Source organism: Variovorax sp. P4_B10, assembly GCF_056402375.1.
In genome coordinates this window covers 19256-33294 of the sequence record NZ_JBFUHN010000037.1, presented here as the reverse complement: position 1 = coordinate 33294, position 14039 = coordinate 19256, and the positions used below count along the sequence as shown (strand labels likewise).

Genomic DNA, 14039 nt, shown 5'->3' with positions numbered 1-14039 from the left:
TTTTATGTGCAGTACTGCGAGATTGCATCGAAAAGATGTCTCTTGTGAGACGCATACTAGCCCAGATGCCAAGCAATTAACGCGCCATCGAGCGCGAGTCCGGGGAGGGTTTGCATCATGTGTTGTGGAGTTGTTCAGTGACGCCGTCACGGGCGTCGGGCTCGGCTGCGGCCGGGCCGTGGGCTTTTGCTGCGCTGGGCGGATCGCTGCTCGGCGCGGCGTTGCAATTGCATCAGCCTGCGTTGTGGGAGGCCGGTGCCTACGCGGCCTTGCTGTTTGCGGGCGTGGCGGGGCTGTGGTGGCGGCGGACGTCCGGGCGGCTGCTGCTGGCCGCGGCGCTGGTCTGCGGCGCAATGGCCGGTGCCGGGCTGGCGGGCTGGCGTGCCGTGGCCTATGCGAGCGGCGCGCTGGCGCCTGCGCTCGAAGGGCGCGACCTGCAGGTGATCGGCGTGGTGCCGCAGATGCCGCAGCGCAACGAGGCTGGAACGCGGTTTCATCTCGATGTCGAGTCGGCCCGATGGGCCGACGCGCGGGACGAGGTGCCGCCGGCCGTTCCGTCGCGCATCGCGCTGGGCTGGTATGGCGAGAACACCGGCCTGTGGGGGCGCGCTCCCGAGGGGCGGGCACCTTCTCCCAGCGTCGTCGGCGCATTGCATGCGGGCGAACGATGGCGCATGACGGTGCGGCTCAGGGCGCCCCATGGCAATCTCAATCCGCACGGTTTCGACAGCGAGCTGTGGCTGTGGGAGCAGGGCGTGCATGCCAGCGGCTATGTGCGCACGGGCGTGCGCGATGCGGCGCCCCAGCACCTGGCTGCCACCTGGCGGCACCCCATCGAGCGCGTGCGGGAGGCGGTGCGCGACGCGGTGTTCGAGCGCGTACTTGACCGGCGGCAGGCGGGCGTGATCGCTGCGCTGCTCACGGGCGACCAGGGCGCCATCGACCGCGCCGACTGGGACGTGTTCCGGGCCACCGGCGTCGCGCACCTCATGTCGATCTCGGGGCTGCACATCACCATGTTCGCCTGGCTCGCCGCGCATGCCGTCGGCGCACTGTGGCGATGCAGCAGCCGGTTGATGCTGCGCCTGCCGGCGCAACAGGCTGCGCTGGCGGGCGGTGTGCTGCTCGCGACGCTCTATGCACTCTTCAGCGGCTGGGGCGTGCCCTCGCAGCGCACGGTCTGGATGCTCGCGACGGTGGCGCTGCTGCGCCTGACCGGGCGGCGCTGGCCGTGGCCGCATGTCTGGCTGCTGACGGCCGCCGTGGTGGTGGCGATCGACCCCTGGGCCCTGATGCAGGCTGGCTTCTGGCTCAGCTTTGTCGCGGTGGGCGTGCTCTTTGCCACCGATTCGACAGGGCCGGCCGGGAGGAAAAAGGGCGCTGCAACCCGGTTGCTCCTGTTCTTTCGCGAGCAATGGGTGATCACGCTGGCACTCACGCCGCTCAGCCTGCTGCTGTTCCAGCAGGTGTCGCTGGTCGGCCTGATCGCCAACGCGATCGCGATTCCATGGGTCACCCTGGTGGTCACGCCGCTGGTCATGCTGGGGGCGGTCGTGGCGCCGATGTGGGACGTCGCGGCCTGGGCCGTGCAGGCGCTTGCCGTGCTGCTGCAATGGTTCGCCGGGTTGCCTTTCGCCACGCTGTCGATGGCTGCGCCGCCCTGGTGGATGGCAGCCTGCGGCGTGGCTGGCGGGGCGCTGCTCGCCATGCCGCTGCCATGGACCGTGCGCGCGCTCGGGCTGCCGCTGTTGCTGCCGGTGCTGTTGTGGCAGATGCCGCGGCCGGCAGCCGGTGAGTTCGAACTGCTCGCAGCCGACATCGGGCAAGGCAACGCGGTGCTGGTGCGGACGGCGACGCACAGCCTGCTCTACGACGCGGGGCCGCGCTACAGCCTCGAAAGCGATGCCGGCCACCGCGTGCTCGTCCCGCTGCTGCGAGCCTTCGACGAGCGGCTCGACATGCTGATGCTGAGCCACCGGGACATCGACCACACCGGCGGCGCTCCCGCGGTGCTTGCGATGCAGCCGCAGGCCGCGCTGCTCAGCTCGATCGAGGCCGAGCATCCGCTGCGTGCGCAGCGCCCCGGCGAGGTCTGCGAGGCCGGYCGGCAATGGGACTGGGACGGGGTGCACTTCGAGCTGCTGCATCCGCTCGCGTCGGACTATCTTGCAGGCGCCAGGCCGAATGCGATCTCTTGCGTGCTGCGCATCGGCAACGGCCGGGCGACCGCGCTGCTGGCCGGCGACATCGAGCGCGACCAGGAGCGCGCACTGGTGCAGCGCGGCAGCCCGCTCGCGGCCGATGTCCTGCTGGCGCCTCACCATGGCAGCAAGACCTCGTCGAGCGCCCCGTTCCTCGATGCCGTGCACCCGCGCATCGCGCTGGTCCAGGCCGGCTATCGCAATCGTTTCGGGCACCCGGCGCAGGAGGTGGTGGCGCGCTATGCGGAGCGCGGCGTGCGCGTGATCGACAGCGCCCATTGCGGTGCTGCACGCTGGACGAGTGTCCAACCCGGCGGCGTGGTCTGCGAGCGCGAACGCCGTGCGCGCTACTGGCAGCACCGCATGCCCGAAAGCCGGTCGAGCGACTGAGCGGCAGCATCCCCTTCGAACGGCATCCAAAATCGCTCTGCACATCAAAAAGACCGGGGTCGGCCCAATCCTAGGGCTTCTACTGGCCCTGAACTTGCTAAGCTATGGCTCAAGGAGATTGGTCGTTCCATGCACAAATTCGATGAGATGTATGAGCAGTTGCCCTACGCGGGGGCTGCAATCCGACAGCACTACAAGCGCTACGACCAATGGCTCGCGAAGCAACCCGGTGAGGTGATGCGTTCGCGGCGTGAAGAGGCGGAAATGATTTTCCGCCGGGTCGGCATCACCTTCGCGGTGTATGGCGCCAAGGACGAGGACGGCTCCGGCACCGAGCGGCTCATCCCGTTCGACCTGCTGCCCCGCATCATTCCCGCCCACGAGTGGGAGAGCATGGAAAAGGGGCTGGTGCAGCGCGTCACCGCGCTCAACCGCTTCCTGCATGACGTTTATCACGACCAGGAAATCATCAAGGCCGGCATCATTCCGGCCGAGCAGATCCTGAACAACGCGCAGTTCCGCCCCGAGATGATGGGCGTGAGCGTGCCGCACAACGTCTACTCCAACATCTCGGGCATCGACATCGTGCGCGCCCCCGATGCCCAGGGCAACGGCGAGTACTACGTGCTCGAAGACAACCTGCGGGTGCCCAGCGGCGTGAGCTACATGCTCGAAAACCGCAAGATGATGATGCGGCTCTTCCCCGAGCTGTTCAACCAGAACCGCATCGCGCCCGTGGCGCACTACCCCGACCTGCTGCTCGAAACCCTGCGCGCCAGCGCGCCGGCCGCCACCGCCGAGCCCACGGTGGTGGTGCTCACGCCCGGCATGTACAACAGCGCCTACTTCGAGCATGCCTTCCTCGCGCAGCAGATGGGCGTCGAACTGGTCGAGGGCCAGGACCTGTTCGTCAAGGACAACTTCGTCTACATGCGCACCACGCGCGGGCCGAGGCGCGTCGACGTGATCTACCGCCGCGTCGACGACGACTTCCTCGACCCCGAGGTGTTCCGCCCCACGTCCACGCTCGGTTGCGCGGGCCTGATGCGCGCCTACCGCGAAGGCAACGTCGTGATCTGCAATGCAGTCGGCACCGGCGTGGCCGACGACAAGTCGATCTACCCCTATGTGCCGAAGATGGTCGAGTTCTACCTCGGCGAAAAGCCGATCCTGAAGAACGTGCCGACCTACATGTGCCGCAACAAGGACGAGCTGCAGTACACGCTCGACAACATGAAGGACCTGGTCGTCAAGGAAGTGCACGGTGCCGGCGGCTACGGGATGCTGATCGGCCCGGCCGCCACGCAGGCCGAGATCGAGGACTTCAAGAAGGCCGTGATCGCCAAGCCCGACGGCTACATCGCGCAGCCCACGCTGAGCCTGTCGACGTCGCCGACCTTCGTCGACGCCGGCATCGCACCGCGCCACATCGACCTGCGCCCCTTCGTGCTTTCGGGCAGCGAGGTGCAGATGGTGCCCGGCGGCCTCACGCGCGTGGCATTGAAGGAAGGTTCGCTGGTGGTCAACTCGTCGCAGGGCGGCGGCACCAAGGACACCTGGATTCTCGAAGCCGACCGCACGTCCAAGCCCAAGGCGGCGCAGTCGCAGAGCCAGAGCCAAACCCCGTCACCGTCGGTCTGAGTGCAAGAAGCAAGGAACTAGGAGAACAAACGATGCTGTCACGCACCGCCGATCACCTCTACTGGATGTCGCGCTACACCGAGCGCGCGGAAAACACCGCGCGCATGCTCGACGTCAACTACCAGACCTCGCTGCTGCCGCAGTCCGCCGAAGTCGCCAAGTACGGCTGGCAGGGCGTGCTCTCCATCAGCGAGCTGCTGCCCTGGTACAACAAGAAGTACGACCAGATCACGCCCAACGACGTGATGGAGTTCATGGTCAAGGACGAGAGCAATGCCTCGTCGATCGTCTCCTGCCTCAAGGCCGCGCGCGAAAACGCACGCGCCGTGCGCGGAGCGCTGACCACCGAGGCCTGGGAAACCCAGAACACCACCTGGCTCGAGGTCAACCGCATGCTGCGCGCAGGCGATTTCGAACGCGATCCCGGCCAGTTCTTCGAATGGGTCAAGTTCCGCTCGCACCTGTCGCGCGGCGTCACGCTCGGCACGATGCTGCAGGACGAGGCCTTCCATTTCTCGCGCCTCGGCACCTTCCTCGAACGCGCCGACAACACGGCGCGGCTGGTGGACGTGAAGTTCCACGCCCTCAACAGCGAGTTCTTCGGCGCCGCCACCGAGGAAGACCAGGAGTACGACTTCTATCACTGGAGCGCGATCCTGCGCAGCGTCTCGGCCTTCGAGGTCTACCGCAAGGTGTACCGCGACGTGATCAAGCCCGAGCGCGTGGCCGAACTGCTGATCCTTCGCGCCGACATGCCGCGTTCGCTGCATGCCAGCCTGGTCGAGGTGGTGAGCAACCTCGCCAAGGTGCAAAACGAACAGAGCGCCGAAACGCAGCGGCGCGCCGGCAAGCTGCTGGCCGACCTGCAGTACGCGAGGGTCGACGAGATCCTGGCGACCGGGCTGCATGCGTACCTCACGCAGTTCCTCGACCGGGTGAACGAGCTGGGCGGACGGATCAGCCAGGACTTTCTGGTGCCCGCGCACTGAGGCCATCCCCCCGAGGGCTGCCAGCGGCAGGTGCCCCGCACAGCACATTGCACTCGGGCATCTGCCCGCAAGGTCTCAGGTCGCCGTGGCCTGCCGCACGGCGCGCTCCCAGCGCGCCATCGATTCCTCGGCCTGCGCGCGGCCCATGGTCGGCATGAAGCGGCGCTCCACCTTCCACAGCTTCGAGAGCTGGCGCGCATCGCTGTACACGCCCGTCGACAACCCCGCGAGGTAGGCGGCACCGAGGGCCGTCGTCTCGATCACTTCGGGCCGCACCACCGGAATGCCCAGCAGGTCGGCCTGGAACTGCATCAGCAGGTCATTCACGCTCGCGCCGCCGTCCACGCGCAACTCGGCCACCGGCTTGCCGCCGGCGGCCACCGCGTCGCGGCTCATGGCCTGCAGCAGCGCGGCGCTCTGGTAGGCGATGCTTTCGAGTGCGGCGCGCGCGATGTGCGCGACCGTGGTGCCGCGCGTCAGGCCGGTGATGGTGCCGCGCGCATCCGCATCCCAGTAGGGCGCGCCGAGGCCGGTGAAGGCCGGCACCATCATCACGCCGCCCGCATCGGGCACGCTCTCGGCCAGCGACTGCACTTCGGCGCTGCCCTTGATGGCCTTGAGGCCGTCGCGCAGCCACTGCACCACGGCGCCGCCCACGAACACGCTGCCTTCCATGGCGTATTGCGGTTTCGCGTCGGTCTGCGCGGCGCTGGTCACGAGCAGGCCGTTGTGCGAGGGCTGGAACGCGCCGCCCGTGTGCATCAGCAGGAAGCAGCCGGTGCCATAGGTGTTCTTGGCCATGCCGGCCTCGAAGCAGGCCTGGCCGAAGAGGGCGCTCTGCTGGTCGCCCGCCACGCCGCCGATGGGCAGCGTGTGGCCGAGCAGCGCGGCATCGGTGTCGGCGAAGTGCGAGCTCGACGGCTGCACCGTCGGCATCAGCGCAGCGGGAATATCGAGCGCCTTCAGCAGGTCCGCGTCCCATTCGTTGCGGTGCACGTTGAACAGCATCGTGCGCGAGGCGTTGCTCACGTCGGTCACGTGCACTTTGCCGCCTGTGAGCTGCCACATGAGCCAGCTGTCGACCGTGCCGAAGGCCAGTTCGCCGCGCTCGGCCTGCGCGCGCGCGCCGGGCACGTTGTCGAGCAGCCAGCGCAGCTTGGTGCCGGAGAAGTACGCGTCGATCACCAGCCCGGTCTTCTCGCGGATGGTGTCGGTCATTCCTTCTTCGCGCAGCTGCGCGCACAGCGGTTCGGCGCGCCGGTCCTGCCAGACGATGGCGTGGTGCACCGGCTGGCCGGTCTTGCGGTTCCACAGCACGGTGGTCTCGCGCTGGTTGGTGATGCCGATGGCGTGGATGTCGGTGGGCTTCAGCTTCGCCTTGACGAGCACTTCGCGCGCGGTGGCGATCTGGCTGCGCCAGATTTCCATCGGGTCGTGCTCGACCCAGCCCGGCTGCGGGTAGATCTGGGTGAGCTCCTTCTGCGCGATGGCGACGATGTGGCCTTCGCGGTCGAACACGATGCTGCGAGAGCTCGAGGTGCCCTGGTCGAGGGCTAGCAGGTAGGTCATGGGGTGGGTGTTCCTCGGGGTCTGATCAGGCGTTGAGGCTTGTCTTGTGCTCTTGGTGCTGTTGTTCTTGGCGCTGTTGTCCGGGGCGCGTGCACAGGACACCGGGTGCTCCCCTCCGCGAATGTCCCCCGCTTCGCTCCTCCTTTATTTCGCTGCGGGGAGCACCCGGTGCCCTGTGCACGAGGGACGCAGCGCTTGTGCGAGCCGATCAACCAGTGCTCTGAGCGATCACGCTGGCGGTGTGCTCTGCGCAGCGAAATAAAGGAGGAGGCATGCGGCCCTAGGCCGCGCCGGGGGACATTCGCGGAGCAGAGTACACCGTCGGCGTGATCGCGCCCTGAATAGCGCACGGCAAACACAACGCGACGACGAACAAAAAAACAAGCCGTCATTTCAATTCAATCGCGCGCAATCTCGAGGCGCACCTGCGCAGCGTGCAGCAGGTCGGCAAAAGGCGCAGGCGGCTCCGCATCGGTGAACAGCCGGTCGATCTGCGACAGCGTGCCCAGCTGGATCATCGCGGGCCGGTTGAACTTGCTCGCATCCGCCGCGAGCCACACCTCGCGTGCCTGCGAAATGATGGTTTGCGCCACCTTCACCTCGCGCAGGTCGAAGTCGCGCAGCGACCCGTCGGCCTCGATGCTCGACACGCCGATCAGCGCAATGTCGACCTTGAACTGGCGGATGAAGTCGATGGTGGCCTCGCCCACGATGGCGCGGTCCCGTGGGCGCACCGAGCCGCCGGCCACGATCACTTCGCACGAGGTGTTGCCGCTCAGGATGGTCGCCACGTTCAGGTTGTTGGTGATCACGCGCAGCCCGGTGTGGCGCAGCAGCGCCTTGGCGATCGCCTCCGTGGTGGTGCCGATATTGAGGATCAGCGAACAGTCGTTGGGCACCAGCTCGGCCACGCGGCGGGCGATGCGCGCCTTGCCTTCGGCATGCAGGGTTTCGCGCTGCTGGTAGCCGATGTTCTCGGTGGTCGAACTGGGCACGCGCACGCCGCCGTGAAAGCGCGTCAGCAGGCCCTGGTCGGCCAGCCGCTGCACGTCGCGCCGCACGGTCTGCAGCGTCACGCCCAGCATGTCGGCGAGTTGCTCGACCGTGACGGAGCCGCGCGTGCGCACGGTGTCCAGGAGGTTGATCTGGCGCGGATTGGAGTTCACAGGGGCGTCGTGGAGAGCGTAAAGACTGTGGGGAGGGTACAGGGCGCGTCACTTTAAAGCGAAAGAAAACGAAGCGAACTAAGGGAAAACTCGGGGGAAAATCGCGCTAAAAGGAATCCAAATGAAAAAACCCGAAAATACAATGGCGCCCTTCGGTGACCAAAGTCACGATTCAACGGGCCCATTTCCTGTGAGCGATTTCTCCTCCAATTCGCCTGCGCCGGCAACCGATTGCGATGTGCTGATCGTCGGCGGCGGCATCAACGGCTGCGGCATCGCGCGCGACCTCGCCGGGCGCGGCTGGCGCGTGGTGCTGTGCGAAAAGGACGACCTCGCCTCGCACACGTCGTCCTCGTCCACCAAGCTGATCCACGGCGGACTGCGCTACCTGGAGTACTACGAGTTCTCGCTCGTGCGCAAGGCGCTGCAGGAGCGCGAGGTTCTGCTCAAGAGCGCGCCGCACATCATGTGGCCGCTGCGCTTCGTGATGCCGCACGACCCTTCGATGCGGCCGGCCTGGATGATCCGCATCGGCCTGTTCATGTACGACCACCTCGCCAGGCGCGAAGTGCTGCCGGGTTCGCGCAGCGTCGACCTGCGCAGGCATGCGGCCGGCAAGCCGCTCAAGGACCAGTACAAGCGCGGCTTCGTCTATTCGGACGGCTGGGTCGACGACGCGCGGCTCGTGGTGCTGAACGCGCTCGATGCCCAGGCGCGCGGCGCCGAAGTGCTCACGCGCACCCGCTGCACCCATGCGCAGCGCGGCGCCGACGGCTGGACCGCCACGCTCGCAGGCCCGCAGGGCACGCGCACCGTGCGCGCCCGCGCCGTGGTCAACGCCGCGGGCCCGTGGGCCGAATCGTTCCTGCGCGGCGTGGCGCAATCGGCCAAGGGCGAGGCGCTCGCCACCAAGAGCCTGCGGCTCGTGAAGGGCAGCCACATCGTGGTGCCGCGCCTGTTCGAGCACGACCACGCCTACATCTTCCAGAACCCCGACAAGCGGATCATCTTCGCGATTCCCTACCAGGACGAGTTCACGCTGATCGGCACCACCGACATCGAACTCAACGGCGACGACCCCGGCGCCGCACGCATTGCCCAGGAAGAGATCGACTACCTCTGCACGCAGGCGAGCCGCTATTTCGAGAAGGCCATCGTGCCCGCCGATGTGGTCTGGACCTACTCGGGCGTGCGCCCGCTGCTCGACGACGCGTCGGGCGACCCCTCGGCCGTCACGCGCGACTACATGCTCGAGTCGAACACCACGGCCGCGCCGCTGCTGTCGGTGTGGGGCGGCAAGATCACGACCTTCCGCAAGCTCGCGGAAGACGCGGCCGACGAGGTCGGCAAGATGCTGGGCCAGTCGAATGCGCAGCGCCCCGCTTGGACCGACGGTGCCTTCCTGGCCGGCGGCGACCTGTCGGCGTGGATCGGTGCTGCGAAGCGGCCCGACGACGATTTCGAGCGCTTCGTGTCGGCCGTGCAAGCCAGGTATCCGTGGCTCTACGGCAAGCTGGCGCGCCGGCTCGCGCGCGCCTACGGCGCACGGGTGTCGGAACTGCTCGGCGATGCGAAGTCGCTGGCCGATCTGGGGGCTGCCGTGGCGCCCGACCTGCATGAGCGCGAACTGCGCTTCCTGCAGGACCACGAATGGGCCGTGAGCTCGGACGACGTGCTCTGGCGCCGCTCCAAGCTCGGCCTGCACTACACGCCGGCCGAGCGCGAACAGGTTGCGATCTGGCTGCAGGCCAACGCAAGGAACGACAAGATGGAAGAGGAGGTGCGCTGATGCAGCTGACACTGGAGCGCGTCACCAAGAAGGTCGGCGCGCAGACATGGCTCTACGAACAGAGCATTGCACCCAAGAGCGGTGCGGTGACCGTGCTGCTGGGCGCCACGCAGGCCGGCAAGACCAGCCTGATGCGGCTGATGGCGGGGCTTGACACGCCGAGCACGGGCAAGGTGCTGGTGGACGGCAAGGACGTGACCGGCATGCCGGTGCGCGAGCGCAACGTCGCGATGGTCTACCAGCAGTTCATCAACTATCCCTCGCTCAAGGTGGCCGACAACATCGCCTCGCCGCTCAAGCTGCGCGGCGAGAAGAACATCGATGCGCGGGTGAAGGCACTGGCCGACAAGCTGCACATCGGCATGTTCCTCGACCGCCTGCCGGCCGAGCTGTCGGGCGGGCAGCAGCAGCGCGTGGCGCTGGCGCGCGCGCTCGCCAAGAACGCACCGCTCATGCTGCTCGACGAGCCGCTGGTGAACCTCGACTACAAGCTGCGCGAAGGCCTGCGCGAAGAGCTCACCCAGCTCTTTGCCACCGGCGATTCGACCGTGATCTACGCGACCACCGAACCCGGCGAGGCGCTGCTGCTGGGCGGCTACACGGCCGTGATGGATGCGGGCGAGCTGCTGCAATACGGGCGGACCGCCGAGGTGTTCCATGCGCCGCAGTCGCTGCGCGTGGCGCGCGCCTTCAGCGACCCGCCAATGAACCTGTTGGCCGGCACCGCAACGGCAGGCCGCGTGCAACTCGCGGGTGGCCCTGCGCTGGCGCTGGCATTGCCCGAAAGCGTTTCGGGCGCCGTGACCGTCGGCCTGCGCGCGAGTGCATTGAACGTGGGCGCGGGCGAGGGCGACATCGCCTTGCCCGGCAAGGTGGAGCTGGCCGAGATCTCGGGCTCCGACACCTTCGTGCACGTTGAAACCGCGGTGGGCGAACTGGTGGCGCAGCTCACCGGTGTGCACCGCTTCGAGCTGGGCGCTTCGATCACGCTGTATTTCAGCGCATCGCAAGCCTATGTGTTCGATGCCAGCGAAAAGCTGGCGCTCGCGCCCGCATGGCGCAAAGGAAACTGAGATGGCACGCATCGATCTCGACCTGGCCCACGCCTACCGCGCAAACCCCGCGCAGGACAGCGACTACGCGCTGCTGCCGCTGAAGATGAGCTTTCGCGATGGCGGCGCCTACGCCTTGCTTGGCCCCTCGGGCTGCGGCAAGACGACCATGCTCAACATCATCTCGGGCCTGCTCGTGCCTTCGCAGGGCACGGTGACCTTCGATGGCCGCGACATGACACGCGCCACGCCGCAGGAACGCAACATCGCGCAGGTGTTCCAGTTCCCGGTGATCTACGACACCATGACCGTGGCCGAGAACCTCGCGTTCCCGCTGCGCAACCGCAAGGTGCCGGAAGACCAGATCAAGAAGCGCGTGGGCGAGATTGCCGAAATGCTCGACATGAGCGGCCAGCTCAACCAGCGCGCGGCGGGCCTCGCAGCCGATGCCAAGCAGAAGATCTCGCTGGGCCGCGGCCTGGTGCGCAGCGACGTGTCGGCCGTGCTGTTCGACGAGCCGCTCACGGTGATCGACCCGCACCTCAAGTGGCAGCTGCGCCGCAAGCTCAAGCAGATCCACCGCGAGCTCAAGCTCACGCTGATCTACGTGACGCACGACCAGGTCGAGGCGCTCACCTTCGCCGAAGAGGTGGTGGTGATGACGCGCGGCAAGGCCGTGCAGGTGGGCAGCGCCGAGGCGCTGTTCGAGCGGCCGGCCCACACCTTCGTCGGCCACTTCATCGGTTCGCCGGGCATGAACTTTCTTTCGGCGAAAAGCGAGAACGGCGCGCTCGAAGTGGCGGGCACTCCGCTGGTACCGATGCGCGAGCTGCCGCAGGGACCGCTCAAGATCGGCATCCGGCCCGAATACCTGCGCCTCTCGAACGCCGGCGCCGCCGGTGCCGTGCCGGCCGTGGTGAAGCAGGTGCAGGACGTCGGCACGCACGCGATGCTGAGTGCACAGGTCGATGGCAGCGTGATCAAGGTGCGGCTGCATTCGGACGAGCGGCCGCCGGCCGTGGGAGACACGGTGTGGCTGCGGGTGCTGGACACCCACACCTGCTATTACAAGGACGAGGAGCTGGTGGCATGAGCGCAGCGCAGGGCCGCCCCAAGCAAGCTCGCACCGCAGTGCGAAGCACGGAGGTATTTGAATGAACCCAACCAACAAGCCGATCAATCAGAAGGCCTGGTGGCTCGTGCTGCCGGTGCTGATCTGCGTGGCCTTCTCGGCCATCGTGCCGCTGATGACAGTGGTCAACTACTCGGTGCAGGACATCATCTCGCCCGAGCGCCGCGTGTTCGTGGGCACCGAGTGGTTCGCCTCGGTGATGCGCGACGACGAGCTGCACCAGGCGCTGTGGCGCCAGCTGGGCTTCTCGCTGTCGGTGCTGCTGGTCGAGATTCCGCTGGGCATCGGGCTCGCGCTGTCGATGCCGGCCAAGGGCTGGAAATCGTCGGCGGTGCTGGTGGTGGTGGCGCTCTCGCTGCTGATTCCGTGGAACGTGGTCGGCACCATCTGGCAGATCTACGGCCGGGCCGACATCGGCCTGATGGGCCATGCGTTGCAGACCCTGGGCATCGAATACAACTACACCGGCAGCGCGGCCGACGCCTGGCTCACGGTGCTGGTGATGGACGTGTGGCACTGGACGCCGCTGGTGGCGCTGCTCTGCTATGCGGGCTTGCGCTCGATTCCCGATGCCTACTACCAGGCCGCGCGCATCGACGGCGCGAGCAAGTTCGCGGTGTTCCGCTACATCCAGCTGCCCAAGATGCGCGGCGTGCTGATGATCGCGGTGCTGCTGCGCTTCATGGACAGCTTCATGATCTACACCGAGCCTTTCGTGCTGACGGGCGGAGGGCCGGGCAATGCCACCACCTTCCTGAGCCAGTACCTGACGCAGAAGGCGGTGGGGCAGTTCGACCTGGGGCCGGCTGCTGCCTTCTCGCTGATCTATTTCCTGATCATCCTGTTGTTCTGCTTCGTGCTCTACAACTGGATGCAGCGCGTGGGCACGCAAGAAGTGGAGAAAGAACAATGACCGAAAAAAGATTCCACAAGCGCAGCATCTTCCTGGTGCTGTACATCCTGTTCGCCCTGTTGCCCATCTACTGGATGGTCAACATGAGCTTCAAGACGAACGAGGAGATCCTCTCGAGCTTCTCGTTCTTCCCGCAGCAGCTCACCTGGGCCAATTACGCGCGCATCTTCACCGACGAGTCGTGGTACTCGGGCTACATCAACAGCCTGATCTACGTGGCGATCAACACCGTGATCTCGCTCACCGTGGCACTGCCGGCGGCCTATGCGTTCTCGCGCTATTCGTTCCTCGGCGACAAGCACGTGTTCTTCTGGTTGCTCACGAACCGCATGACGCCGCCCGCGGTGTTCCTGCTGCCGTTCTTCCAGCTCTACAGCACGGTCGGCCTGATGGACACCCACTTGGGCGTGGCACTGGCGCACCTGCTGTTCAACGTGCCGCTGGCGGTGTGGATCCTGGAAGGTTTCATGAGCGGCATCCCGCGCGAGATCGACGAGACGGCGTACATCGACGGCTACTCGTTCCCGCGCTTCTTCCTCACGATCTTCCTGCCGCTCATCAAGGCCGGCGTGGGCGTGGCGGCGTTCTTCTGCTTCATGTTCAGCTGGGTCGAGCTGCTGCTGGCGCGCACGCTCACCAGCGTGAATGCCAAGCCGATCGTGGCGACGATGACGCGCACGGTGAGTGCCTCGGGCATGGACTGGGCTACGCTGGCAGCCGCCGGTGTGCTCACCATCGTGCCGGGCGCGATCGTGATCTGGTTTGTCCGTCACTACATCGCGAAGGGTTTCGCGATGGGTCGCGTTTAAGGAGGTCCAAAGATGTTCGACTGGATGGTCTGGACCACCCCGGTGGCCGTGTTCTTCACCTGCATCGCGCTCATGCTGGTCGGCATGACGGTGTGGGAATTCAAGTCGCCCACCACCATGCGGCGCGGCTGGCTGCCGATTGCTACCACGCGCGGTGACCGGCTCTTCATCGGCCTGCTGTCGGCAGCCTACGTGAACCTGGTCTTCATCGGCCTTGCCGGCAAGTTCCAGGAATGGATGAGCCTCGAAGCCGAGCCGTCGATCTGGATCAGCTTCGTGCTGTCGATGTTCGTGCTGGCCCTTGTGATGCGCAAAGGCTAGGCCCGCAGATTTCGCAAACGCGTCCGGCTCTCCGCCTCCCCGGAGCCGCGATGGAAAGAACCGGGGA

Annotated in this window: 11 protein-coding genes; 9 read left to right on the top strand and 2 right to left on the bottom strand. The window is 66.6% G+C overall.

The window, feature by feature from the left end:
- Nucleotides 1-137 precede the first annotated feature (137 nt).
- The 3 genes from AC1DXX_RS18255 (at nt 138) to AC1DXX_RS18245 (ending at nt 5221) form a co-directional block, all read left to right on the top strand.
- Nucleotides 138-2591 (top strand): DNA internalization-related competence protein ComEC/Rec2, encoded by a 2454-nt coding sequence (locus AC1DXX_RS18255; protein WP_478135614.1) that lies wholly within the window; start codon nt 138-140, stop codon nt 2589-2591.
- A gap of 129 nt (nt 2592-2720) precedes the next feature.
- Nucleotides 2721-4232 carry a circularly permuted type 2 ATP-grasp protein gene (locus AC1DXX_RS18250; protein ID WP_478135613.1) on the top strand — a complete coding sequence of 504 codons (1512 nt, stop codon included), beginning with the start codon at nt 2721-2723 and terminating at the stop codon, nt 4230-4232.
- A gap of 32 nt (nt 4233-4264) precedes the next feature.
- Nucleotides 4265-5221 (top strand): alpha-E domain-containing protein, encoded by a 957-nt coding sequence (locus AC1DXX_RS18245; RefSeq protein WP_478135612.1) that lies wholly within the window; start codon nt 4265-4267, stop codon nt 5219-5221.
- A gap of 75 nt (nt 5222-5296) precedes the next feature.
- On the opposite strand, the gene glpK is transcribed toward AC1DXX_RS18245, so the two are convergent.
- Both glpK and AC1DXX_RS18235 read right to left on the bottom strand, forming a co-directional pair.
- Nucleotides 5297-6790 (bottom strand): glycerol kinase GlpK, encoded by a 1494-nt coding sequence (gene glpK, locus AC1DXX_RS18240; protein WP_478135611.1) that lies wholly within the window; start codon nt 6788-6790, stop codon nt 5297-5299.
- A 398-nt stretch (nt 6791-7188) separates the two neighbouring features.
- Nucleotides 7189-7956 carry a DeoR/GlpR family DNA-binding transcription regulator gene (locus tag AC1DXX_RS18235; protein WP_478135610.1) on the bottom strand — a complete coding sequence of 256 codons (768 nt, stop codon included), beginning with the start codon at nt 7954-7956 and terminating at the stop codon, nt 7189-7191.
- A gap of 121 nt (nt 7957-8077) precedes the next feature.
- On the opposite strand from AC1DXX_RS18235, the gene glpD reads away from it, so the two are divergent.
- From glpD to AC1DXX_RS18205, 6 genes are all read left to right on the top strand, one after another.
- Nucleotides 8078-9745, top strand: coding sequence for a glycerol-3-phosphate dehydrogenase (gene glpD / locus AC1DXX_RS18230; RefSeq protein WP_478135609.1), 1668 nt, complete (start codon nt 8078-8080; stop codon nt 9743-9745).
- Nucleotides 9745-10818 (top strand): ABC transporter ATP-binding protein, encoded by a 1074-nt coding sequence (locus tag AC1DXX_RS18225; protein WP_478135608.1) that lies wholly within the window; start codon nt 9745-9747, stop codon nt 10816-10818. Before glpD ends, AC1DXX_RS18225 begins: the two co-directional genes overlap by 1 nt.
- Nucleotide 10819: 1 nt before the next feature.
- A complete protein-coding gene (locus tag AC1DXX_RS18220) occupies nt 10820-11890 on the top strand; it encodes an ABC transporter ATP-binding protein (RefSeq protein ID WP_478135607.1) in 1071 nt (356 codons plus the stop codon).
- A gap of 61 nt (nt 11891-11951) precedes the next feature.
- Entirely contained in the window at nt 11952-12842 is an 891-nt protein-coding gene (locus AC1DXX_RS18215) for a carbohydrate ABC transporter permease (protein WP_478135606.1), read from the top strand.
- Nucleotides 12839-13651 carry a carbohydrate ABC transporter permease gene (locus AC1DXX_RS18210; protein ID WP_478135605.1) on the top strand — a complete coding sequence of 271 codons (813 nt, stop codon included), beginning with the start codon at nt 12839-12841 and terminating at the stop codon, nt 13649-13651. The genes AC1DXX_RS18215 and AC1DXX_RS18210 overlap by 4 nt, the downstream gene beginning before the upstream one ends.
- A 12-nt stretch (nt 13652-13663) precedes the next feature.
- A complete protein-coding gene (locus tag AC1DXX_RS18205) occupies nt 13664-13972 on the top strand; it encodes a DUF2160 domain-containing protein (protein ID WP_478135604.1) in 309 nt (102 codons plus the stop codon).
- Nucleotides 13973-14039: the final 67 nt, after the last annotated feature.